The sequence below is a fragment of the Porphyrobacter sp. MBR-155 genome (genome assembly GCF_040547625.1).
Taxonomy (GTDB): Bacteria; Pseudomonadota; Alphaproteobacteria; order Sphingomonadales; family Sphingomonadaceae; genus Erythrobacter.
On sequence record NZ_JBEPQB010000005.1, the window covers coordinates 114,717 to 137,304 of the forward strand.

The following is a 22,588-nucleotide window of genomic DNA, read 5'->3' on the forward strand; positions in this document are numbered from 1 at the left end:
TTATGCCCCCAACCGCGCCGGGCTGAACAATTCCGCAGCAAGGCCCGCCGCCGCGCAATCTTCGGGGAAGGGCAGGCCCAGCGCCGCGCTTGCCGCAATCCGTGACAGCGCGGGCGCGGTCTGGAAGCCGAACCCGCCTTGGCCGGCACACCACACAAACCCCGGCGCGCCGGCTGCGTGGCCGATCACCGGCAATTCGTCGGGTGCAAAGCTGCGCAGGCCCGCCCAGCTATGGCTGATGCGCCTGATTGCAAGCGTGGTAGCCTGCTCCACCCGGTCAGCCGCGATGGCGATGTCCAGTTCTTCTGCCGCCGCGTCGCAAGGGGCGCTGGGGGTCTGATCCATCGAGGACGCCAGCAATTGTCCCCGGCCTTCGGGGAGCAGGTAGAAGCCTTCGCCGACAGTCTTGGTAAAGGGCCAAGCGCGCACGTCCACGCCTTCGGGCGCGGCGAAGGAAATCACCGTGCGGCGGCGCGGCTCGATGCCGATGGGGGTGACGCCTGCCATCCGCGCGATCTCATCCGTCCATGCGCCCGCTGCATTGATCAGCAGCGGCGCAGTGAAGGCTCCCGCCGATGTTGCGACCCGCCAGCCACCGCCTTCGTGCGTGATCGCGTTGACCCGTGCGCCGCATACCAGATCGCCACCGTGGGCGCGCAGATCGGCCACGTGGGCCTGTAACATCGCGTTGGTGTCCAGCTTAAGCGACCCGTGATCGACCAGCGCGGCGGCGTAGGCTTCGGGCTTCAGCACCGGCACCAGCGCGCGCGCCTCATCCGGCGTGATTCGCGCATAGTCGCAGCCGAATTGCCGATGCACATCCTCCAGCGCATCGAGCGCCGCCGCTTGCTCTGCCGAAGCAATATGCAGCGCCGGGTGCCGCGCAGCGTGGGCCGCCAGGTCGGGCAGGCTCAGCGCGGTCAGCGTCCGCACGATCCGCTCGCCCAACCCGTAATGCGCAAAGGCGACGCTGCGGCCCGAGGCGTGGTATCCGGGTGCGCTTTCGCCTTCCAGCACCACCACCCGCCCATGCCGCGCCAGCCGCGCAGCCATCGATAGCCCCGCAATCCCGCCACCGATCACCACCATGTCCGCCTGTTGCACCATGATATGATACTTGCCTTTGCATGATTGCCGCCATTTTTGCCACGTTGACGCTGCCGGTCGCCTAAGGCAACGCATCTGGAACCGGAAAACAACAGGGGACCTGAGTGTGTCTGCCAATATCGCCGAAATGGAACGCCGCCGCGAAGCTGCCCGCATGGGCGGCGGGGCCAAGCGCATCGAAGCCCAGCACGCCAAGGGTAAACTGACCGCGCGCGAACGATTGGACGTGCTGCTCGACGAAGGCTCGTTCGAGGAACTTGATGCCTACGTCGAACACGACTGCATTGATTTCGGCATGGAAACCCAGCGCATTCCCGGCGACGGGGTGGTGACTGGCAGCGGCACGATCAACGGGCGGCTGGTTTACGTGTTCAGCCAGGATTTCACCGTGTTCGGCGGCAGCCTGTCGAAACGCCATGCCGAGAAAATCTGCAAGGTGATGGACACCGCAATGAAAGTCGGCGCGCCGGTGATTGGCCTCAACGATTCGGGCGGGGCGCGGATTCAGGAGGGCGTCGCTTCGCTGGGCGGCTATGCCGAGGTGTTTCAGCGCAATGTGCTGGCCAGCGGCGTGGTGCCGCAAATCAGCCTCATCATGGGGCCGTGCGCGGGCGGGGCGGTCTATTCGCCCGCAATGACCGACTTCATCTTCATGGTGAAGGATTCCAGCTATATGTTCGTCACTGGGCCAGAGGTGGTGAAAACCGTCACCAACGAAGTCGTGACGCAGGAAGAGCTTGGCGGGGCGATCACCCACACTACCAAGACATCTGTGGCCGATCTCGCCTATGACAATGATATCGAGGCGCTGCTGGCGACGCGGCGGTTTGTCGATTTCCTCCCGCTGTCGAACCGGGAAGAACCCCCGGTGCTGCCGGTCGGTGATGCGTGGGACCGCGATGAGCCGAGCCTCGACACGCTGATCCCCGACAATGCCAACCAGCCCTATGACATGCACGAAGTTATCGCCAAGGTGCTGGACGAAGGCGATTTCTTCGAGATCCAACCGGCGCACGCGGGCAATATCCTGTGCGGATTTGGCCGGGTTGAGGGGCGCACGGTGGGCGTTGTGGCGAACCAGCCGATGGTGCTGGCCGGCTGCCTCGACATCAATTCATCGAAGAAAGCCGCGCGGTTTGTGCGGTTCTGCGATGCGTTTGAAATCCCGATCCTGACGTTTGTCGACGTCCCCGGCTTCCTCCCCGGCACCGCGCAGGAACTGGGCGGGATCATCAAGCACGGCGCGAAACTGCTGTTCGCCTATGCCGAGGCGACCGTGCCCAAAATCACCGTCATTACCCGTAAGGCTTACGGCGGCGCCTATGACGTGATGGCGAGCAAGCACCTGCGCGGCGATTTGAACTATGCTTGGCCGACGGCGGAAATCGCAGTGATGGGCGCCAAGGGCGCGGTGGAGATCATCTTCCGCCAAGACCGCGACAACCCCGAAAAGATCGCCGAGAAGACCAAGGAATACGATGACCGCTTCGCCAACCCCTTTGTGGCGGCATCGCGCGGCTATATCGACGAGGTGATCCACCCGCACTCGACCCGGCGACGGATCGCGCTGGGGCTAAGGAAGCTGCGGACGAAGCAGTTGGAGAACCCTTGGAAGAAGCATGACAATATTCCGCTCTAGGAGATAAGTTTGGTGCGAAAGTTATTCTTGGCCGCAGCCGCAGCGATGAGCGCAATAGCGTTTGCGTCGCCAGCATCTGCCACGACCGCTGAAAAGTTGAATGTAGTTTGCAACACGCCATCGACCGAAATCTCACATGAGGTGAACCTTGCGCTCTGCGTTGGTTATATCCACGGTGTAATTGATCATGAAAGTTTGCGATCAGAGAACGTCGCGGCAAACGGTATCTTCTGTATTTACTCGGAAGTCTCAAGCGCAGAGCTGCGGGGCATCGTCCGCAGATATCTTGCGACCCGTTACGAAAGAGGAACCGAAACAGCTAACGTACTAGTGGGTGAGGCGCTGGCACGAGCTTTTCCTTGTCGGAAGGCAGGCTAATGAAACTCGGCCGTCTCAACCACATCGGGGTCGCCACGCCCTCCATGGCGGACTCGATCGCGTTCTACCGCGACGTCATGGGCGCGACCAAGATCCATACGCCGTTCGATCTTGAGGAGCAGGGCGTGAAGGTCTGTTTCGTCGACACCCCCGGTGCGGACGGGGCGATGAACGGCACCCAGATCGAGCTGATCGAGCCGCTGGGGGAAAACTCCACGCTCGCCGGCTTCCTCGCCAAGAACCCGCTCGGCGGGCAGCATCACCTGTGCTTTGAAGTACCCGACATCGCCGAGGCCCGCGCCGAGTTCGAGGAACAAGGCAAGCGCATCCTCGGCCCCACGCGGATCGGCGCGCACGGCACCCCGATTTTTTTCGTCCATCCCAAGGACATGGGCGGCATGCTGACCGAGATCATGGAGACGCCGCGCGAGGATGCGCATTGGTCGAATTAACTTACCTCGTCACCCCGGCGTAGGCCGGGGCCCAGAAGCGGTAAGGCGGGACTGGGTTCCGGCCTTCGCCGGAATGACGAAAATGAGAAAGGTTGAAAAAATGTCCTACGAATCCATCCGCGTCACCCGTGACGGCCCGCTGCTGACCATCACCCTCAACCGCCCCGAACGCCTTAACGCCATGGCCCCGGAAATGGCCGATGAAATCGGGCTGGCGTTTTATGATCTTGGGGACGCGCGCGCGGTGCTGATTACGGGAGAGGGCAAGGGTTTTTGTTCGGGCGCGGATTTGTCTGCGCGCGGTGATAACAGCGTGGTGACGGGCAAGGGCGGTAGCCACAAGGCGCTGAACAATCACTATAACCCCGCGATCAGCCATCTGATCCGCGCGAGCGTGCCGGTGATCTGCGCTGTGAACGGCCCGGCGGCTGGTGTCGGCTGTTCGCTGGCGTTGGCGGCGGATTTTACCATCGCCGCGAAGAGCGCCTATTTCCTCCAAGCCTTCGTCAATATCGGTCTTGTCCCCGATGGCGGATCGACCTGGCTGCTCACCCGCGCCATCGGCCGCGCCCGCGCCACCCGCATGATGATGCTGGGCGAGAAAATCGGGGCGGAACAGGCCGAGGAATGGGGCCTGATCTACAAATGCGTCGATGATGCCGACCTGATGACCGATGCCCGCGCGCTCGCGACCAAACTGGCGAACGGCCCGACGATTGCCTACGCCCAGATGAAACGCAACATCGCAGTCGCGCTCGACACCAACCTGCAAATGGTGCTGTTAGCCGAGGCAGAAGCGCAGCGCGTTGCTGGCGGCACAGCCGATGCAACGGAAGGCGGGATGTCGTTCCTCCAGAAACGCAAACCGGAATTCAAGGGGGAGTAGGCCTCCCCCACTTCGTCACCCTGAACTTGTTTCAGGGTCCATTTTGCCCCACCAGCCTTGGCCGGATGCCGCGCCATGGATGCTGAAACAAGTTCAGCATGACGGGATTGTATAGACATGACCCAAAAACTCACCCTCGCTGACTGGAAAGCCCTCGCCGATAAAGAGGTGAAAGGCCGCGACCTTACGTGGCAAACGCCCGAAGGTTTCGGCATAAAACCGCTCTACACAGCGGAGGATCATGCCGGGTTCGACCCCGGCCTGCCCGGCTTCGCGCCCTTCACGCGCGGGGTGAAAGCCTCGATGTATGCGGGCCGTCCGTGGACGATCCGGCAATATGCGGGCTTTTCCACCGCCGAGGAATCCAACGCCTTCTACCGCCGCAATCTGGCGATGGGGCAAAAGGGCCTTTCGGTGGCCTTCGACCTTGCCACCCACCGTGGGTATGACAGCGATCACCCGCGCGTGGTCGGCGATGTCGGTAAGGCGGGGGTGGCGATTGATACGGTCGCGGATATGCAGATTCTGTTCGACCAGATCCCGCTCGATGCGATGAGCGTCAGCATGACCATGAACGGCGCGGTGATCCCGGTGCTGGCGTTCTTCATCGTCGCAGCCGAACGTCAGGGTGTGGCGCAGGATAAGCTTGAGGGCACGATCCAGAACGACATTCTTAAGGAATTCATGGTCCGCAACACCTATATCTACCCGCCCGAACCTTCGATGCGGATCATTGCGGACATCATCGCCTATACCTCGACCAACATGCCAAAATTCAATTCGATTTCGATTTCGGGCTACCATATGCACGAAGCCGGGGCGACGGCGGTGCAGGAACTCGCCTTCACCATCGCTGATGGCAAGGAATATGCGCAAAAGGCGATGGCGGCGGGGCTGGATATTGATGCCTTCGCGGGCCGCCTCAGCTTCTTCTTCGGCATCGGCATGAACTTCTTCATGGAAATCGCCAAACTGCGCGCCGCGCGCACGCTGTGGTATCGCGTTATGGACGGGTTGGGGGCGAAGGACGAACGTAGCAAGATGCTGCGCACTCACTGCCAGACTAGCGGCGTCAGCTTGCAGGAGCAGGACCCCTACAACAACGTCATCCGCACCACGGTGGAGGCAATGGCGGCGGTGCTGGGCGGCACGCAGTCGCTCCACACCAATGCGCTCGATGAAGCCATCGCGCTCCCCACCGATTTCAGCGCCCGGATCGCGCGCAACACCCAGCTGGTGCTGCAAGAGGAAAGCGGCATCTGCAATGTGGTCGATCCGCTCGGCGGCTCGCACTATATCGAGGCGCTGACCGCGACGCTGGTGGCAGAGGCCGAGGCGATGATGGCCGATGTGGACGCCGCAGGCGGCATGACCGCCTATGTCGCGACTGGCGCGCCCAAGGCCGCGATTGAACGCGCGGCGGCGGAAAAGCAGACCCGCGTGGACAAGGGCGAGACGGTGATCGTCGGGGTCAACAAATATCGCAAAGACAGCGAAGACCCGATGGAGACGCTGGAGGTCGATAACCAGAAGGTGCGCACCGGCCAGATTGCGCGGCTCGCCAAGGTGCGCGAAGGGCGCGACGAGGCGGCGTGCAGGGCGGCCTTGGCGGCGCTGACGGCGGGCTGCGCTGCGGGCGAGAACGTGCTGGCCCTCGCCGTCGAAGCCGCCCGCCACGATGCCACTTTGGGCGAGATTTCCTCGGCGATGGAAGAGGTGTTCGGCCGCCACGATGCCACGCCTGCGCCGGTCAGCGGCGTTTACAAGAGCGCCTACGAATTCGACCGCCGATGGGCGCAAGTGACGGACGGCGTCGAAGCCGTGGGCCGCCGCTTGGGCCGCGCGCCGCGCATCATGATCGCCAAGATGGGCCAGGACGGGCACGACCGCGGTGCGAATGTGATCGCGTCGGCGTTTTCCGACATGGGCTTCGATGTGATCAGCGGCCCGCTGTTCCAGACGCCTGAAGAAAGCGCCGCTATGGCGCTGGAGAAGGACGTCGACGTGGTCGGCGCGTCTTCGCTGGCGGCAGGCCACAAGACCCTGATCCCCGAACTGATCCGGCTCCTGCGCGAAGCCGGGCGCGGCGACATTAAGGTGACGGCAGGCGGCGTGATCCCGCCACAGGACTACGATTATTTGCGCGAGGCGGGGGTGCAGGGGATCTACGGCCCCGGCAGCAACGTGGTCGAATGCGCGGCGGATATTCTGGTGCTGCTCGGCCACAACATGCCGCCGCCCGGAGACTTGGGGGGCGAGGGGCTGGACGATGCAGCGGAGTAGGGTCGTTCTACTCCCTCGTCATTGCGAGCGAAGCGAAGCAATCCAGCTTCTGACGTCGCGCCGCGAGGATACGGCGGTATCTGGATTGCCGCGTCGCCTGCGGCTCCTCGCAACGACGAAGGAGGTAGTGGAGTGATGGGTCGTTTCGTTCGTTTGGTCTCGATTGGTTTTGCAATCTTTTCAGTCCTGTTCTGGTTGACCGTGCAGGGGATTATTGGAATCCAGCAGCAGATCACGGGAAACGTCGAGCCATCAAAATGGGGAATTTGGCTGTCCGGCTCGCTGCCGGCAATTATCTACGCGGTGATATGCGTCTTCGTGTTTCATTGGTTTGCGCGGAAAATCATCAAGAAGGTCGGTGAAGCATCAAATGACTGAAATCCGCACCACCTGGACCCGCGCCGAAATCGCGGCCCTCTTCGACCTGCCCTTCACCGAGTTGCTGTTTCAGGCCGCCACCATACACCGCGCGCACCACCCCGCCACCGAGGTCCAGCTGTGCACCCTGCTCAGCATCAAGACCGGCGGGTGTCCTGAGGACTGCGGCTATTGCTCGCAATCGGTGAAGGCGGACTCCGGCGTCGAAGCCACCAAGCTGATGGACGTGCAGGCCGTGCTGCAGCGTGCGGCGCAGGCGAAGGATGCGGGCTCGCAGCGCTTCTGCATGGGCGCGGCGTGGCGCAATCCCAAGGACCGCGACATGCCCGCGATCGTGGAGATCGTGAAGGGCGTAGCCGACATGGGGCTCGAGACCTGCATGACGCTGGGGATGCTCGAACCGCATCAGGCCGAAATGCTCGCCGAGGCGGGGCTCGATTACTACAATCACAACATCGACAGCAGCCCCGAATATTACGAGCGCGTGATTTCCACCCGCGATTTCCAGTGCCGATTGGATACGCTCGATCACGTGCGCAAGGCGGGGATCAATGTCTGCTCCGGCGGGATCGTCGGCATGGGTGAGACGCGCGAGGATCGGGTGGGTTTCATCCACACGCTTGCCACCCTGCCGCAGCATCCCGAAAGCGTGCCGGTCAACGCGCTGGTGCCGGTGAAGGGCACGGTGCTGGGCGATATGTTAGCGGACACCCCGCTCGCCAAAATCGACGATATCGAGTTCGTCCGCACGGTCGCCGTCGCGCGGATCACCATGCCGCGTTCGATGGTGCGGCTGTCGGCGGGGCGCGAATCGATGTCCGAGGCGACTCAGGCGCTGTGCTTCCTTGCAGGCGCGAATTCGATCTTCACCGGCGACAAGCTGCTGACCGCACCCAATGCGGGTGACGACAGCGATGGCGCGCTGTTTGCCAAACTGGGGCTGACCGCGCTCAAGGGTGAGGAACCTGCACGGGCATGCAAGGCGGCGGTGGTGGGGGCGTGAACCCGCGCCCATCCGTCGCCCCGGACTTGATCCGGGGTCCCGCTTCCTTCGGGCACGTGGGGACAAAGATAGCGGGATGCCGGATCAAGTCCGGCAAGACGGATTAGGGTGAGTTTGGGTTTCTCCGTCGATACCCTGCTCCCCAAGGCGCGCGGGGGTGGGCAGTTGCGCATGGGGCTGGTCAAGCTGGAGGAGCGCGATTGGCTCCAGCCTGCGCCTGACCTTGCGGCGCGGGCAGAAGGCTTTGCGCAATGGCCGCAGGGCGTGCAACTCACCCCCGAGGCTCACGCGCCGGGCCGCGAGCTGGCGGCGATGCTCGGCACCCAAGGCGCGCTGCCCGAAGCTGCGCTCGCCACCCACGAAGACCTGTGCCTGCTCACCAAGCGCCAAGGCGAGGAGGTGTATCGCCTGATCGGTGCGGCGGTCGCATGGCCATCGGACTGGCACCCGGCGGACAAAATCGGCCTGCCCCTGCGCGCGCTCCATGCGCCCATCGCGGGCTATGAGGAGCAACTCGCCACCGGGGTCGACCGCTTCATGGCAACCCTGCGCCCCGGCCCGATCTATGCCCGCTGCAACTGGTTCATCGCCGCGACGGGAGAACGCCGCTGGCTGCCCGACCGCCCGCCGCAAGAGGCCTTCGCCCATGTCACGCCCGAGAACGCTGGCGAAACCCTGTTTGTCCGCTCCGAACGCCAGACGCTGCGGCGGCTGCCGCAGACGGGCGCGATCCTGTTCGGCATCGGCATTTACGTTGAGCCGCTCGGCAACCTCTCCCCCGCCAATATCGCCATGCTTGGGAAGGCGGTGCAAACCCTCGTCAGCGGGGAGGGTGACAGGCGCGGCGCGCCCGCCTACGCTGATAGCCTGATCGGTTTTGCCCAAAGGAACGCGCCATGATCGCCGCGCTGCTACTCCCGCTGTTCGCGCAAGCCGCTGAAGCCCCCGTGCCCGGTTGGAGCTGCGATGATCCGATCATGCAGCAGGAAATGAACTGGTGCGCCGCGCGCGATTTCGAAGTCGCGGATGAACGCCTCAATGCGCAGTGGCCGATCACCGCCGCCGCAATGAAGGCCCGCGATGCCGCATTTGTGGCCCACGGTGCGGGTGAACGCGACACCCGCGAAGGCTATTTCGAAAGCCTGCTCGAATCCCAGCGCGGCTGGCTGCGCTACCGCGACGCGCATTGCCGGGTTGAGGGGTACTATGCACGCGGCGGCAGCCTGGAACCATTGCTGATATCCACCTGCAAGGCGCGGCTCACCCGGATGCGCACCGATCAATTGCGCGAACTGGTCGAAACCGAGGGTTGAAGCCTCAAATCCGCTAGCTTGCAGGCTGCGCCATCAGGCGGCATAGCCCGGTGACAAGATAACGCGTTTGTACGAGAGGTTCCGCCGTGTTTTCGAAAATCCTGATTGCCAACCGTGGCGAGATCGCCTGCCGGGTCATTACCACCGCCCGGAAAATGGGGATCAAGACCGTCGCGGTCTATTCCGATGCCGATGCCCGCGCGCCGTTTGTGGCTATGGCTGACGAGGCGGTGCATATCGGGCCTTCGCCTGCTGCTGAATCGTATCTGATCGCGGAACGGATCATCGCCGCAGCCAAGCAGACCGGGGCCGAGGCCGTGCATCCCGGCTATGGCTTCCTGTCCGAACGCACATCTTTCGCTGAGGCGCTGGCGAAGGAAGGCATCGCCTTCATCGGCCCTCCCGTGGGCGCAATCGCCGCGATGGGCGACAAGATCGAAAGCAAGAAACTGGCGATGCAGGCGGGCGTCAATGTCGTCCCCGGCTTTGTCGGCGAGATTGACGATACCGAGCACGCGGTGCGGATTTCGGACGAGATCGGCTATCCGGTGATGATGAAGGCCAGCGCCGGCGGCGGGGGCAAGGGAATGCGGCTCGCCTATTCCGAGGCCGACGTGCGCGAAGGCTTTGAAAGCGTGAAGCGCGAAGGCCTTAATTCCTTCGGCGATGACCGCGTGTTCATCGAGAAATTCATCCTCAACCCGCGCCACATCGAAATCCAGATTCTGGGCGATCAGCACGGCAATATCCTTTACCTGAACGAGCGCGAATGCTCGATCCAGCGCCGCCACCAGAAGGTGGTTGAAGAAGCCCCGTCGCCGTTTGTCACGCCAAAAATGCGCAAGGCGATGGGCGAGCAATGCGTCGCCTTGGCACGCGCGGTGGGGTATTATTCGGCGGGCACGGTCGAACTGATCGTCAGCGGCGCCGACCCGAGCGGGGAGAGTTTCTACTTCCTCGAAATGAACACGCGTTTGCAGGTCGAACACCCTGTGACCGAAGCAATCACCGGGATTGATCTGGTCGAACAGATGATCCGCGTCGCTTACGGCGAAAAGCTCAGCATGACGCAGGATGATATCGGGATTGACGGCTGGGCGATTGAAAACCGCGTCTATGCCGAAGACCCCTATCGCGGGTTCCTGCCCTCGACCGGGCGGCTGGTGCACTATTCGCCGCCGCTGCCCGGATGGAGCGAAGATGAAACCGTCGCAGGCAAGGCGCGGCGCGGGGTGGCGCGCGGCAATGGCTCGGTGCGAGTTGACGACGGCGTATACGAAGGCGGCGAGGTGTCGATGTTCTACGACCCGATGATCGCCAAGCTGATTACATGGGCACCCACCCGCGACGAAGCAGCCGATTTGCAGATCGAGGCGCTCGACAATTTCCGCATCAAGGGGCTGGGGCACAATGTCGATTTTTTGAGCGCGATCATGCAGCACCCGCGCTTTCGTGCGGGCGAGTTGACGACGGGCTTCATCGCCGAGGAATATCCTGATGGCTTCCACGGGGCCGCGACTTCGCAGGATTTCCGCCGCATCCTCGCCGCCGTGTGTGCGGGTAACGAATTCAGCCTGCAGGCGCGCGCGCGGCACATTTCGGGCCAGCTTGACGGGCCGTTGCCGGTCTCCGGCGAATGGTTGGTGAAGCTGGGAGATGAGCGGTTCGAGGTGGTTCTGGGCGATGGCCATGCCATGGTTGACGGGGTGCGGGTGGACGGCACCTGCGACTGGTTGCCCGGCATGGTGGAAGCGACTGCCACCGGCAAGGTGGGGGATGGCGATGAAGTCCGCTTTGGCCTGATCGTCGATCGGATCGGCAACCGCTGGAAGGTCACGACGCGCGGCGCGGCGCATACTGCACTGGTGCTGCCGCTGCGGCTGGCGCGGCACGAATCGCTGATGATCGAAAAGGTGCCGCCCGATCTGTCGCGCTTCCTGATCTGCCCGATGCCGGGGATGCTGGTGAAGCTGCACGTGGCGGCAGGCGAAACGGTGCAGCCGGGTCAGCCGCTCGCTACGGTCGAAGCGATGAAGATGGAAAACATCCTGCGCGCCGAAAAGGAAGGCGTGATAGCGAAGATCAACGCAGCAGAAGGCGAAAGCCTAGCGGTCGACGCGGTGATTCTGGAGTTGGAGTAGCACCAGCTTCCTGCGGGCGGGGGCGAGTGAATCCGCAGCCGTTGATTGCGCATATTCGCGGGCTTGTTGCAACCAAGGCTCCCCCGCATCGCCTGCATGATGGTAATAGCGGGGCAACCCCGCATCTTGCATCAATAGGAGGCTAAGGCCTGATGGCTGGAATTGACACAGAGGCGATGTTTCACCCGCTCGGCATGGCGGTGCTGACCATTTCGGATAGCCGCAGTCTGGCAACCGATACCTCGGGCGCGCTGCTGTGCGATCGCTTGCAGGCTGCGGGGCACCGGCTGATCGACCGCGCGATTGTGAGGGATGAGATCGCTGATATCCGCGCGCAGTTGCAAGATTGGCTCTCGCGTCCGCAGATCGAAATTATCCTCACCACCGGCGGCACCGGCTTTTCTCCGCGCGACAACACCCCCGAAGCGGTCAAGCCGTTGCTGCGCCGCGAGATGGACGGATTTTCCGTCGCGTTCCACAACAAGAGCCTGACCAGCGTGGGCGTCGCCACCATGCAATCACGCGCCTTTGCCGGGCAGGCGGGCGATGCCTTTATCTTCTGCGTGCCGGGATCGACGGGGGCGTGCCGCGATGCGTGGGATGGATTGCTCGAACTGGAATTCGACAGTCGCCACAAGCCGTGCTCGATTGCGGGGGCATTGCCGCGCCTCAGGGTCGTTTGCGCGTGATCAGCGTTGATGAAGCACTGGCCCTGCTCGAAGGTGCGGTCACGCCGCTCGCAAGCGTGGAAATGCCGCTGGCCGAGGGGGCGGGCCGCGTGCTCGCCGCGCCGCTGATCGCCCGCAGCACCTACCCGCGCACCGCGACGGCCGCGATGGATGGTTATGCGGTCACGGATGCGGCCACGCGCCCCGGTGCGGTTCTGCGCGTCATCGGGGAGGCACGCGCGGGGGCGAGCTTCGCCAAGCCTGTCAGGCCGGGTGAGGCTGTGCGCATCTTTACCGGCGCGCCGATGCCAGCGGGCACCGATCGCTGCATCATGCAGGAATACGCCAGCCGCGAAGGCGATGACGTGTGCTTTGCCGATGGCTATGGCCCCGGCGGGCACGTGCGCGCGGCCGGAAGCGACATTTGCGAAGGCGATATCCTGTTACCAGCGGGCACCCGCCTTACCCCGCGCGCGATGATTGCTGCGGCGGCTGCCGACCGGGCGAGCGTCACCGTTGCCGCACGGCCCAGCGTGGCAATCATCGGCACCGGTGATGAATTGGCACCGCCGGGCATGGCGCATCTGCGGGCCGATGCCATTCCCGAAAGTGTGACCTTCGGCGTGGCTGCCATGGCGGAACGGGCAGGGGGCAGGGTGGTCGCCCGGATGATCGGGCAGGACAGTCTGCCAGCGCTTGAACAACTGGCCGGGGAGATGTTGCAACAGGCCGATGTGGTGATTGTCACCGGCGGCGCTTCGGTGGGCGAGCGCGATTTTGCCAAGCCGATGTTCGAAGCGCACGGATTGGAAGTGCTGTTTTCCAAGGTCGCCCTGAAGCCGGGCAAGCCGGTGTGGCTGGGGCGGGCAAAGGGCAAATGGGTGCTGGGCCTGCCCGGCAATCCGACCTCGGCAATGGTTACAGCGCGCCTGTTTCTGGTGCCGCTGCTGGCGGGTTTGCAGGGGCAATGCTTGCGCGAAACCTTGGCTTGGCGGACAATTCCGCTGGCGGCCAGTATCACCGCCACCGGCGATCGTGAGACTTTCCTTCGTGCGCGCTGGGGCGAGGCGGGGCTGGAACCGATCACCAATCAGGATAGCGGCGCGCAGGCGGCGCTGGCGCGGGCCGACTGGCTAATCCGCCGTCCGCCCGGCTCCCCCGCAGCGGAAGCGGGCGATCCGGTAATGGCGCTCGATTTCTGAAACATATTGCGACCGCGTCCATACGTCGCACGCTCGCGGTCGCCCCGGCAGCGATCACCGCGGCCTGTTTCCGCGAAGGCGAGCGAACCTTCAGCCTCGACACGGTCGAGAAACTCATCGATCCCTGCCGCCATCCAGAAACAGGCGATGCGCGGCGCAACCCGCGTGCGAAGCCAGCGATCATGCGGTAAGCCCGCGTAACACCAGCGCGCCGAGATGTTGACACATCACGCGCTGGACATGCTCGAATGCCGCACGGACTTAACGAAGGGTCGATGAGTCAGGCGCATCGAACCTTGGGGTTAATCTGCATCCCTGCATTTTGGCGGGCCGCCTTTGCTCGCGGACACTTCGATCAGGTCTTCGAGAAACAGGCTGGAAAGCGCATGGCGGGATGAGACCCCCGCCTTGGCGTAGATTGACGTCAACTGCGCCCTTACTGTCCCTTCGGCAACTTGCCGCAGTTCGGCGATTTCGGTTGTCTCGAAGCCTTTGAGCGCAAACAGAGCGACTTCGGTTTCGGCTTCGCTCAGACGCCATGCGTAAAACCGGCTGGCCATGATCTCGGCGACTGCGCCGCGCGCAACCTGCAGGGCCTGTTCGTTGCGCTGTGCGATCTCGATCATCCGCCGGGTTTGCCACGCCCCCAATGCCACCCCGGCCAATAAGGCCAGCGCGATCAGCACTTCGGCAAGGATGTGCAGACCCCATTCTTCCGACGCGATATCAACCGCTGCGTCGGCAATGAAGAACACAGCCGCAATCGCCTGAACCACCACGATCGCGCCAACCACCGCGATCCGGTGGTCGCCGCGTTGCGGGGTTGGTTTGAGGGTGCTGGTCACTTTCCTCCTGGCAGCATCGCGGTGAGCGTGCGCTTGCCACTGCGCACGGTTTCGAAGGCCACGCCGCCAATATGCAGCGCAATGAGCAGATAGAGAAGGTTGACGGCAACTTCATGCACTTCTTCGAACAATTCTGTGGCCGCGCTTTCCTCGCCTTTGCTGCTGTCGGCGGCTTCGCGGTATTCATCCGAAACGAAATCGGCAGGGCTGACTGATGCGTCGATGGCAGGCGGCGCTCCGGCCATGCCGATACCGCTGGCGATAATCACCGCAAGGCAGGCCCACAGCGCATAGGCCATCAACGCCCCCAACGGGTTATGCGATTTGTGGATTTCGTGGCGGCCCGCCCTGATGTCACCAATATGCTCAAATGCCTTGGCCGGGTTGGGCGTGAACGAACTGAACCGCGCGGCGTATGGGCCGATAAAGCCCCATAAGATGCGCAGGCCCAGCAACGCCGCCAGAATATAGCCGGCATAGATATGCGCGATCGAACCTTCGCCAACGATCAGCGCATTGACCACCACCACCGCAGCCACGCCCCAGTGGGTGATTTTTACCAGCGGATCCCAGCGGCGGGTCGGGGTGTGTACGGTCATCACAGGTTCCTTTGCAGTCGGTTGCAAAGGAAACCTGAACGCTACCCGCGCCCGCTTCCATTGGAGCGGCGCTTAGATGGTGCCAATAAGCAGGTGCTTATGCCGCCAGAGCGATCAGTCAAACCCCACAAACCGCGCGGCTTCGTCAACGCTTTTGCGCAAGGACACGACGGCGTTGGCGGGGAAATCCGGGTCGGGCCAGCCCATTGCGACGGCTTTCATGATTACCTGATCGTCGGGGATGCCCGCGTGTTCGCGCACGACCGGGCTTTGCATGATGCCCTGGCTGTTGATCACGCAGCCCAGACCCCGGCTCCACGCCGCGTTGACCAGCGCGGTTGTTACCGCGCCGCAATCAAACGCGGTATCATCGCTGCCGGACAATTCGCGGTCGTAGGTGACGATCACGCAGACCGGCGCGTCGAACTGGCGGAAGCCGCGCAGCACCCAGTCCTGCCGGGCGGGTTTATCATCGCGTTCAATCCCCATTGCGCCGAACAATTGCTTGGCAACCTCAACCTGCCGGTCGCGGTGGACGCCTGCGAATGGCTCCCCCCGGCGAAATTCGCGGCTGTCGGGCTCGCCCGCCAAAATCCGTTCGGTATTGCCGCGCCGGATGCGGCCCAATGGCTCGCCGGTGATGACATGGAAATGCCACGGCTGGGTGTTCATTGACGATGGCGAGCGCATCGCGAGGGCAAGCACTTCCTCGATCAGCGCGCGCGGCACCGGCTTGTCGAGATAGCCGCGAATGCTGCGGCGGCCGAGAACGACCTCGGCGTAAGTCTGATCTGGCGTCCCGCTCACTATATTCTCCCGAATCTGATCGGGAGAGTGCCTAGCCCAGCCGCGCGGCGCGTCAAAGGACGTTACGGCACGGCGCGGGCGGGATTACGCCGCCTCGGCCAGTTCCAGCTCCAGCCTGTCCCAGATTTCCACCAGCGCGCTCGTCAACTCGTCCATCATCGGCTCGCTGTGATGCGGCCCGGGTGTGAAGCGCAGGCGTTCGGTGCCGCGCGGCACGGTGGGGAAGTTGATCGGCTGCACATAGACGCCGTATTCGGCCAGCAGGATATCGCTGATCTTTTTGGCGCGCACCGGATCGCCCACCATCAGCGGGACGATATGGGTGACAGAATCCATCACCGGCAGGCCAGCCTCGGCGAATTTCAGCTTGAGCATCGCGGCGGCGCGCATCTGCGCGTTGCGCTCGACGTTGCTCTCTTTCAGGTGCCGCACCGATGCCAGCACGCCCGCCACCAGCACAGGCGATAGCGAGGTGGTGAAGATGAAGCCCGGCGCATAGGAGCGGATGCAGTCGATCACCTTGGTGCTCGCCGCGATATAGCCGCCCATCACCCCGAACGCCTTGCCCAGCGTGCCTTCGATAATGTCGATCCGGTGCGCGGCGTTATCACGTTCGGAAATCCCGCCGCCGCGCGGCCCATACATCCCGACCGCGTGAACTTCATCGATATAGGTGAGCGCGTTGTATTTATCCGCCAGATCGCAGATCGCGTGGATCGGGGCGACATCGCCATCCATCGAATAAACGCTTTCAAACGCGATCAGTTTGGGCGTGTCAGGGTCTTCGGCGGCGAGCAGCATTTCCAGATGCGTGACATCATTGTGCCGGAATACCCGTTTCTCGCAGCCCGAATTGCGGATCCCTGCGATCATGCTGGCGTGGTTCAGCTCGTCCGAGAAAATCACGCAGCCCGGCAGCAACCGCGCCAGCGTGGACAGCGTCGCATCGTTCGAGACATAGCCCGAGGTGAAAAGCAGCGCGCCGTCCTTGCCGTGCAGGTCGGCCAGTTCGCGTTCCAGCTCGATATGCAGATGGGTGTTGCCGCCGATATTGCGGGTGCCGCCCGACCCTGCGCCAACATCGTGCAGCGCGGTTTCCATCGCGGCGATCACCTTTTCGTGCTGGCCCATGCACAGATAGTCGTTGGAACACCACACCGTGATCGGTTTCGGCCCGTTGTGCCCGTGGAAACAGCGCGCGTTGGGATAGGCGCCCTTGTTCCGCATGATGTCGATAAAGACCCGGTAGCGGCCTTCTTCGTGCAAGCGGTCAATCGCCTGGTCGAAAATCTGATCGTAATTCACACGCGGCTCTTTGTGTTGCGGGCGGTGCGGATGGATGATCCGTCCCGCCCATTGTTCCGAACGTTTGCGTTCATAACCCACAAGTGGAGTAAATGTTTCGCGGGTTTTTAGGTCAGGGTAATCGGTTTTGCCACCACGATCTTTGCGAGCGTTTCGCAAGGGAATCGGCGGTGTTCAGAACGCCTCCGCAGCGCCGAACCCGCGTGCCGTGAGCGCGGCCTCCAGCCCGGCTGCGCCTGAGAGCGGCCCGGTGGTGATAAAGCGATTGGGGCCGCTCGCGGCGAAATCCTGTCCTTTAAGCAGGTCTGCGATGCGCCGCGCGATGCCCTGCGCGCCGTCAACCTGTGCCACTTGGTCGCCAAACGCGGCAGCGAGTTCATCGGCCAGTAGCGGAAAGTGCGTGCAGGCGAGCACCAACGTATCGATCCTATCGCCGCCGGGCATCGCCGCAAGCCGCGCGCGAATGTCCGCGATCAATGCCGGATCGACACCGTGCCCGCGCAGTTTCGCTTCAGCCGCAGCGACCAGGCCGGGGGCGGCGATGCGCAGCAACCGCGTGCCATTGCCAAACCGTGCCTCCAGATCATCGACATAGGCCTGGCGGATGGTCGCGTCAGTGCCGATCAGGCCGATGGTGCCGGTTTTGGTGAGCGCAGCGGCGGGCTTGATCGCGGGCACCGTGCCCACCACCGGAATCTCCAGCACATCGCGCACCATGCCCAGCGCGATGGTGCTGGCGGTGTTGCAGGCAATACAGGCGAGGCGCGGCTGGTATCGTTCCGCCATCCGCCCCAGCAGGCCAGAAACCCGCGCGGCAATCTGCGCCTCGGTCTTGGTGCCATAGGGCAGGCCGGCCAGATCAGCGGCGTAAATCACCGGGGCGTGGGGCAGGACTTTGCGCAAGGCATCATAAACCGACAGTCCGCCAACACCGGAATCGAACAGCAGGATGGGGGAGGATGGCACGAAAATCCTTATTACCGTTCACCCTGAGCTTGTCGAAGGGTCGTTCTTGCTACTATCGCAGCATTAGAAGAAAATACGATGCTTCGACAAGCTCGGCATGAGCGGGATGAGGACTTATGGAATTGTTTTTCGCCGCTTTGCTGGGCTTTGCGCTTGGCTCCGTCCCGTTTGGCCTGATCCTGACCCGCGCAGCGGGGCTTGGCGATGTGCGCAATATCGGCAGCGGCAGCATCGGCGCGACCAATGTGCTGCGCACCGGGAACAAGGGGCTGGCAGCGGCAACCGTGCTGCTGGACGCGGCCAAGGCGGCGGTGCCGGTGTTGGTGGCGGGGCATTTCTGGCCGGGGACGGAAGGTATCGCAGCTGTCGCGGCGGTGGCGGGGCATTGCTTCACCCCGTGGCTGGCGTTCAAGGGCGGCAAGGGGTTCGCCAGCGCGGCGGGCGCGTTGCTGGCGCTGGCGTGGCCCGCAATGCTGGCCTGCGCCGCGATCTGGGCCGCGACGCTGTATCTCAGCCGGATATCCTCGGTATCGTCGATGGTGACGGTGATTGCCGCGCCGGTTGCGGCGTGGGCACTGGGCTATCCGCAGGTCATCGTCCCGCTGCTGGCGATCGCCGCCATCGTGCTGGTGCAGCACCGCGCCAATATCGGACGGTTGATGCGCGGTGAGGAGCCGCGGGTGGGGAAGAAAACGCCGTGAATTCCCGCGAAGGCGGGAACCTCCTGCGACTTTGCGTGAACTCGAAGGAGGTCCCCGCCTGCGCGGGGAATCGCAGATGGTTGAATTGACCCAAACCGAAGCCTTTGCGCGGATTCGCCTGCTGCGTTCGCCCAATATCGGCCCGGTCAGCTATCGCCAATTGATCGCGCGGTTCGGCAAAGCGGCAGCGGCGCTGGATGCCTTGCCCGATCTCGCCAGCAGGGGGCGCGGGCCGTATCGCCCTGCACCTGCCGACAGCATCGAGCGTGAGGTGGCGGCGGTGCGCAAGGCGGGTGCGCGTTACCTGTTCCACGATCAGAGCGATTATCCTGCTTTGCTGGCCGAACTCGATTCTGCTCCGCCGATCCTCACCTGCCGGGGAAAGCTGGCACTCGCATCGCAGCCTTGCGTTGCGTTGGTCGGGGCGCGCAATGCCAGCGCGGCAGCGGTGAAGCTGGCGCGTGATTTTGGTGCGGCCTTGGCGGAGGCGGGGTTCACCGTCGTCTCCGGCCTCGCTCGCGGTATCGACGGCGCGGCGCACGAAGGCGCGCTGGGCCACCACACTCGCGCCACCATCGGGGTGATCGCCAGCGGGATCGACATCGCCTATCCGCCGCAGCACGAAGCCTTGCAGGAACGCATCGCGGCAGAGGCGCTGCTGATCGCCGAACAACCCCCCGGCACCGAGCCACGCGGGCGGCATTTCCCTTCGCGCAACCGCATCATCGCTGGCCTCGCATCCGGCACGCTGGTGATCGAGGCCGCGCCGCAATCGGGCAGCCTCATTACAGCGCGGCTGGCGGGTGAGGCGGGGCGTGAGGTGATGGCGATCCCCGGCTCCCCGCTCGATGCGCGCGCGCTGGGGTGCAACCAGTTGATCCGCGAAGGCGCAGTGCTGGTGCAGACGCCCGATGAGGTGGTGGAACTGCTCCAAAGCTTCACCGGCGCGCCGCGATCCCGCTTTCGGGTGAGTGAAGGCGCAGCGGATTTCGACTATGCCGAACTGGCTGAGGCCGCGTGGGATGCGGCCAGCACCGACGCCATCGCCGCGCTGCTTTCCAACGCGCCGGTCAGCGTTGACGAGCTGATCCGCCAATCGGGCAGCGGCGCGGCGGCGGTGCACATGGCGCTGCTCGAACTCGAACTGACGGGCGATCTGGCGCGCGAAGCGGGCGGGCTGGTGCGGCGGGCGGGGTAAGCTCCCTCTTGCACAACCCGCTTGACGCCGTATGAGGCCGCGCTCCACCCTCGCGCGTACACACGTAAGGGACACCTCGGCACTATCATGCAGCTTGTCATCGTTGAATCGCCCGCCAAGGCGAAGACTATCGAGAAATATCTGGGCAAGGACTTCAAGGTTCTCGCCTCCTACGGCCACGTCCGCGATCTGCCGCCCAAGGATGGCAGCGTAAATCCGGACGCCGATTTCGCGATGGAGTGGGAACTTTACCGCGACAAGCAGAGCCGGTTCAAGGAAATCGCCGATGCGGCCAAGGGCGCAAGCCGGCTTGTGCTGGCGACTGACCCTGATCGCGAGGGCGAGGCGATCAGCTGGCACGTTCTGGAGCTGCTGAAGAAGCGCAAAAGCGTGCCGTCGCTGGTTGACCGCGTCACCTTTAACGCGATCACCAAAACCGCCGTGACCGAAGCGATGGCGAAACCGCGCGAGCTCGATCAGCCGTTGATTGACGCTTATCTCGCCCGCCGCGCGCTCGATTACCTGTTCGGCTTTACCCTCTCGCCGGTGCTGTGGCGCAAGCTGCCCGGCGCGAAAAGCGCGGGCCGGGTGCAATCGGTCGCGCTGCGCCTGATCGTCGAGCGTGAGCGCGAGATCGAGGCATTTCGTGCGGATGAATACTGGAGCGTCGTTGCACGGATGATGCACGATGGCACCGAGTTTGATGCCCGCCTCGTCAAGTTCCGCGGAGAGAAGCTGGAGAAGCTGAGCCTCGGCGCATCCGGCATTGCCATGGAAGCTAAGGCCGCGGTTGAAGCAGGGCGCTTCACCGTCGAAGGCGTCGAAACCAAGCCGCTCAAACGCAATCCCGCGCCGCCGTTCACCACTTCGACGCTGCAACAGGAGGCTGCGCGCAAGCTGGGTTTCTCGGCGCAGCACACCATGCGGCTGGCGCAATCGCTGTATGAAGCGGGCGCGATCACCTATATGCGGACCGACGGCGTGCAGATGGATATGAGCGCGATTATGGCCGCGCGCGATGCCATCGCCGCGCGTTTCAGCGAAGATTACCGCCCCGAAAAGCCGCGTTTCTACAGCACCAAGGCAAAGAACGCGCAGGAAGCGCACGAGGCGATCCGCCCGACCGATTTCACCCGCGAACGCGCTGCGAGCGGTGACGAGGGCAAGCTGTATGACCTGATCTTCAAACGCGCGATGGCGAGCCAGATGGCGACCGCGCAGTTGGAACGCACCACCGTCACCTTCCGCGATGCGACCGGGCAGCACGAGTTGCGCGCCACCGGGCAGGTGGTGCGCTTCCCCGGCTTCCTTGCGGTTTATCAGGAAAGTTTCGACGATAGCGATGACGAGGACGGCAGCCTGCTTCCCGTGATGAAATCGGGCGATTGCCCGGCCAAGCGCGCCGTCGATGCGACCCAGCATTTCACCCAGCCGCCGCCGCGCTTTTCCGAAGCGTCGCTGGTCAAACGCCTCGAAGAACTCGGCATCGGGCGGCCATCGACCTATGCCTCGACCATCCAGACCCTGCGCGACCGGGCCTATGTGCGGATGGAGAAGAACCGCTTCTTCGCCGAAGAATCCGGCCGCTTGCTGACCGCCTTTCTCGAACGGTTCTTCCCCACCTATGTCGCCTATGATTTCACCGCCGGCATGGAGGATGAACTCGACATCGTTTCCGATGGGCGCGAGGATTACAAGGCGGTGCTCGCGCGGTTCTGGAAGGATTTCAAGCCCAAGGCCGACGAGGTGATGGAGAAGCTGCCCTCGGAAGTGACCGAGGCATTGGACGAATACCTCTCAGACTTCCTGTTCCCCCCGAGCGAAGACGGCAGCGACCCGCGCGCCTGCCCGCTTTGCGCCAGCGAAGGCCGCGCCAATGGCCGCCTGTCCTTGCGCGGTGGCAAGTTCGGCGCGTTTGTGGCCTGTGTGAACTACCCCGAATGCAAGTTTACCCGCCGCTTTGCTCAGCCGGGCGGCGAGGGCGCGGACGGCGCGGATGATGGCGTGATGGGCCAGCACCCCGAAACCGGCGAAGATATTCATCGCAAGACCGGACGCTTCGGCCCTTACGTTCAGATGGGTGAGGGCAAGGACGCCAAACGCGCCAGCATCCCCAAGGATCTCGACGATTTCGACCTCGATTGGGCAGTCAAACTGCTCGACCTGCCGCGCATTGTCGGCGCGCACCCTGACACCGGCAAGGAAATCGAAGCCAATATCGGGCGTTATGGCCCCTATCTCCGCCACGATGGCAAATACGGAAAGCTGACCAATACCCGCGAGGTGTTCGAAGTCGGTATGAACCGCGCGGTTGATCTGTTGGCACAGGCCGCCAACCGGGGCGCAGGCACCCGCGCTGCGTCCGAACCCATCGCCACACTTGGCGCGCATCCCACCAGCGGGGGCGAGATCAAGGTGATGCCGGGTCGCTATGGCCCCTATGTCACCGACGGCACCACCAACGCCACGATTCCCAAAGACACAAAGCCCGAAGATGTGACGATTGACGCCGCCATCGCCCTTATCGACGCGCGCATTGCCAAAGGCCCGCCAGCCAAAAAGGGCAGGAAAAAAGCCGCCCCGAAAAAGGCTGCCGCCAAAAAGCCCGCCGCGAAGAAAACGCCTGCAAAAAAGAAAGCCCCTGCCAAAAAGAAAGCGGCTCCGGCGACGGATTGATGCGGGCGCGGGCGGCCATCACTGCCTTTCGCGCCGCGTTG

General features: G+C 63.6%; 21 protein-coding genes. 15 read left to right on the forward strand and 6 right to left on the reverse strand.

All coding sequences use genetic code 11. From position 1 onward, the window contains the following. Window positions 1–1,107, reverse strand: coding sequence for an NAD(P)/FAD-dependent oxidoreductase (locus ABIE62_RS06985; protein ID WP_354324706.1), 1,107 nt, complete (start codon window positions 1,105–1,107; stop codon window positions 1–3). Between the two features lie 106 nt (window positions 1,108–1,213). Between ABIE62_RS06985 and ABIE62_RS06990 the strand changes: the two genes are divergently transcribed. The 12 genes from ABIE62_RS06990 to ABIE62_RS07045 all read left to right on the forward strand — a co-directional run bounded on the left by ABIE62_RS06990 (window position 1,214) and on the right by ABIE62_RS07045 (window position 13,450). Continuing rightward, the gene (locus ABIE62_RS06990; RefSeq protein ID WP_354324708.1) at window positions 1,214–2,746 is read left to right on the forward strand and encodes an acyl-CoA carboxylase subunit beta; all 1,533 of its coding nucleotides are present in this window, start codon (window positions 1,214–1,216) and stop codon (window positions 2,744–2,746) included. Between the two features lie 45 nt (window positions 2,747–2,791). Further along, window positions 2,792–3,124: a Rap1a/Tai family immunity protein gene (locus ABIE62_RS06995; protein WP_354324972.1), complete on the forward strand. Its 333-nt coding sequence runs from the start codon at window positions 2,792–2,794 to the stop codon at window positions 3,122–3,124. Beyond that, window positions 3,124–3,576, forward strand: coding sequence for a methylmalonyl-CoA epimerase (gene mce / locus ABIE62_RS07000; protein ID WP_354324709.1), 453 nt, complete (start codon window positions 3,124–3,126; stop codon window positions 3,574–3,576). Before ABIE62_RS06995 ends, mce begins: the two co-directional genes overlap by 1 nt. Window positions 3,577–3,676: 100 nt before the next feature. After that, window positions 3,677–4,462: an enoyl-CoA hydratase-related protein gene (locus ABIE62_RS07005; RefSeq protein ID WP_354324711.1), complete on the forward strand. Its 786-nt coding sequence runs from the start codon at window positions 3,677–3,679 to the stop codon at window positions 4,460–4,462. Between the two features lie 117 nt (window positions 4,463–4,579). Continuing rightward, on the forward strand, window positions 4,580–6,745 hold the full coding sequence (scpA, locus tag ABIE62_RS07010) for a methylmalonyl-CoA mutase (protein WP_354324713.1): 2,166 nt from the start codon (window positions 4,580–4,582) through the stop codon (window positions 6,743–6,745). A gap of 135 nt (window positions 6,746–6,880) precedes the next feature. Beyond that, window positions 6,881–7,123 (forward strand): hypothetical protein, encoded by a 243-nt coding sequence (locus ABIE62_RS07015; RefSeq protein WP_354324715.1) that lies wholly within the window; start codon window positions 6,881–6,883, stop codon window positions 7,121–7,123. Then, complete coding sequence (gene bioB, locus ABIE62_RS07020; protein WP_354324717.1) at window positions 7,116–8,126, forward strand: biotin synthase BioB; 1,011 nt, start codon at window positions 7,116–7,118, stop codon at window positions 8,124–8,126. Before ABIE62_RS07015 ends, bioB begins: the two co-directional genes overlap by 8 nt. Before the next feature lie 108 nt (window positions 8,127–8,234). Continuing rightward, window positions 8,235–9,026 (forward strand): heme-dependent oxidative N-demethylase family protein, encoded by a 792-nt coding sequence (locus tag ABIE62_RS07025; protein WP_354324719.1) that lies wholly within the window; start codon window positions 8,235–8,237, stop codon window positions 9,024–9,026. Continuing rightward, entirely contained in the window at window positions 9,023–9,439 is a 417-nt protein-coding gene (locus tag ABIE62_RS07030) for a lysozyme inhibitor LprI family protein (protein WP_354324721.1), read from the forward strand. Before ABIE62_RS07025 ends, ABIE62_RS07030 begins: the two co-directional genes overlap by 4 nt. 86 nt (window positions 9,440–9,525) lie before the next feature. Next, complete coding sequence (locus ABIE62_RS07035) at window positions 9,526–11,580, forward strand: ATP-binding protein (RefSeq protein ID WP_354324723.1); 2,055 nt, start codon at window positions 9,526–9,528, stop codon at window positions 11,578–11,580. 152 nt (window positions 11,581–11,732) lie between these two features. Next, complete coding sequence (locus ABIE62_RS07040) at window positions 11,733–12,269, forward strand: molybdenum cofactor synthesis domain-containing protein (protein WP_354324725.1); 537 nt, start codon at window positions 11,733–11,735, stop codon at window positions 12,267–12,269. Beyond that, on the forward strand, window positions 12,266–13,450 hold the full coding sequence (locus tag ABIE62_RS07045) for a molybdopterin molybdotransferase MoeA (RefSeq protein WP_354324726.1): 1,185 nt from the start codon (window positions 12,266–12,268) through the stop codon (window positions 13,448–13,450). The genes ABIE62_RS07040 and ABIE62_RS07045 overlap by 4 nt, the downstream gene beginning before the upstream one ends. A 302-nt stretch (window positions 13,451–13,752) precedes the next feature. Here the strand turns inward: ABIE62_RS07045 and ABIE62_RS07050 are convergent, their stop codons facing one another. From ABIE62_RS07050 to murI, 5 genes are all read right to left on the reverse strand, one after another. Next, window positions 13,753–14,295, reverse strand: a complete 543-nt coding sequence (locus ABIE62_RS07050; protein ID WP_354324728.1) for a helix-turn-helix transcriptional regulator — start codon at window positions 14,293–14,295, stop codon at window positions 13,753–13,755. Next, the gene (locus tag ABIE62_RS07055) at window positions 14,292–14,894 is read right to left on the reverse strand and encodes a cytochrome b/b6 domain-containing protein (protein WP_354324730.1); all 603 of its coding nucleotides are present in this window, start codon (window positions 14,892–14,894) and stop codon (window positions 14,292–14,294) included. The genes ABIE62_RS07050 and ABIE62_RS07055 overlap by 4 nt, the downstream gene beginning before the upstream one ends. A gap of 114 nt (window positions 14,895–15,008) precedes the next feature. Then, a complete protein-coding gene (locus tag ABIE62_RS07060) occupies window positions 15,009–15,701 on the reverse strand; it encodes a nitroreductase (protein WP_354324731.1) in 693 nt (230 codons plus the stop codon). A gap of 84 nt (window positions 15,702–15,785) precedes the next feature. Beyond that, entirely contained in the window at window positions 15,786–17,006 is a 1,221-nt protein-coding gene (gene hemA / locus ABIE62_RS07065) for a 5-aminolevulinate synthase (protein ID WP_354324973.1), read from the reverse strand. A gap of 174 nt (window positions 17,007–17,180) precedes the next feature. Further along, window positions 17,181–17,972 (reverse strand): glutamate racemase, encoded by a 792-nt coding sequence (gene murI / locus ABIE62_RS07070; RefSeq protein ID WP_354324732.1) that lies wholly within the window; start codon window positions 17,970–17,972, stop codon window positions 17,181–17,183. Window positions 17,973–18,088: 116 nt separating this feature from the next. Between murI and plsY the strand changes: the two genes are divergently transcribed. From plsY to topA, 3 genes are all read left to right on the forward strand, one after another. Continuing rightward, window positions 18,089–18,673, forward strand: a complete 585-nt coding sequence (gene plsY / locus ABIE62_RS07075) for a glycerol-3-phosphate 1-O-acyltransferase PlsY (protein WP_354324734.1) — start codon at window positions 18,089–18,091, stop codon at window positions 18,671–18,673. 76 nt (window positions 18,674–18,749) lie between these two features. Continuing rightward, the gene (dprA, locus tag ABIE62_RS07080) at window positions 18,750–19,871 is read left to right on the forward strand and encodes a DNA-processing protein DprA (RefSeq protein ID WP_354324736.1); all 1,122 of its coding nucleotides are present in this window, start codon (window positions 18,750–18,752) and stop codon (window positions 19,869–19,871) included. Window positions 19,872–19,958: 87 nt separating this feature from the next. Continuing rightward, window positions 19,959–22,547, forward strand: a complete 2,589-nt coding sequence (gene topA, locus ABIE62_RS07085) for a type I DNA topoisomerase (protein WP_354324738.1) — start codon at window positions 19,959–19,961, stop codon at window positions 22,545–22,547. Window positions 22,548–22,588 lie beyond the last annotated feature (41 nt).

Coding starts and splice junctions, on each gene's coding strand:
- ABIE62_RS07015 (WP_354324715.1), top strand. CDS start 6,881: ATGGGTCGTTTCGTTCGTTTGGTCTCGATTGGTTTTGCAATCTTTTCA.
- scpA (WP_354324713.1), top strand. CDS start 4,580: ATGACCCAAAAACTCACCCTCGCTGACTGGAAAGCCCTCGCCGATAAA.
- ABIE62_RS06985 (WP_354324706.1), bottom strand. CDS start 1,107: ATGGTGCAACAGGCGGACATGGTGGTGATCGGTGGCGGGATTGCGGGG.
- ABIE62_RS07030 (WP_354324721.1), top strand. CDS start 9,023: ATGATCGCCGCGCTGCTACTCCCGCTGTTCGCGCAAGCCGCTGAAGCC.
- topA (WP_354324738.1), top strand. CDS start 19,959: ATGCAGCTTGTCATCGTTGAATCGCCCGCCAAGGCGAAGACTATCGAG.
- dprA (WP_354324736.1), top strand. CDS start 18,750: ATGGTTGAATTGACCCAAACCGAAGCCTTTGCGCGGATTCGCCTGCTG.
- ABIE62_RS06995 (WP_354324972.1), top strand. CDS start 2,792: ATGAGCGCAATAGCGTTTGCGTCGCCAGCATCTGCCACGACCGCTGAA.
- bioB (WP_354324717.1), top strand. CDS start 7,116: ATGACTGAAATCCGCACCACCTGGACCCGCGCCGAAATCGCGGCCCTC.
- ABIE62_RS07055 (WP_354324730.1), bottom strand. CDS start 14,894: ATGACCGTACACACCCCGACCCGCCGCTGGGATCCGCTGGTAAAAATC.
- ABIE62_RS07040 (WP_354324725.1), top strand. CDS start 11,733: ATGGCTGGAATTGACACAGAGGCGATGTTTCACCCGCTCGGCATGGCG.
- plsY (WP_354324734.1), top strand. CDS start 18,089: ATGGAATTGTTTTTCGCCGCTTTGCTGGGCTTTGCGCTTGGCTCCGTC.
- mce (WP_354324709.1), top strand. CDS start 3,124: ATGAAACTCGGCCGTCTCAACCACATCGGGGTCGCCACGCCCTCCATG.
- ABIE62_RS07005 (WP_354324711.1), top strand. CDS start 3,677: ATGTCCTACGAATCCATCCGCGTCACCCGTGACGGCCCGCTGCTGACC.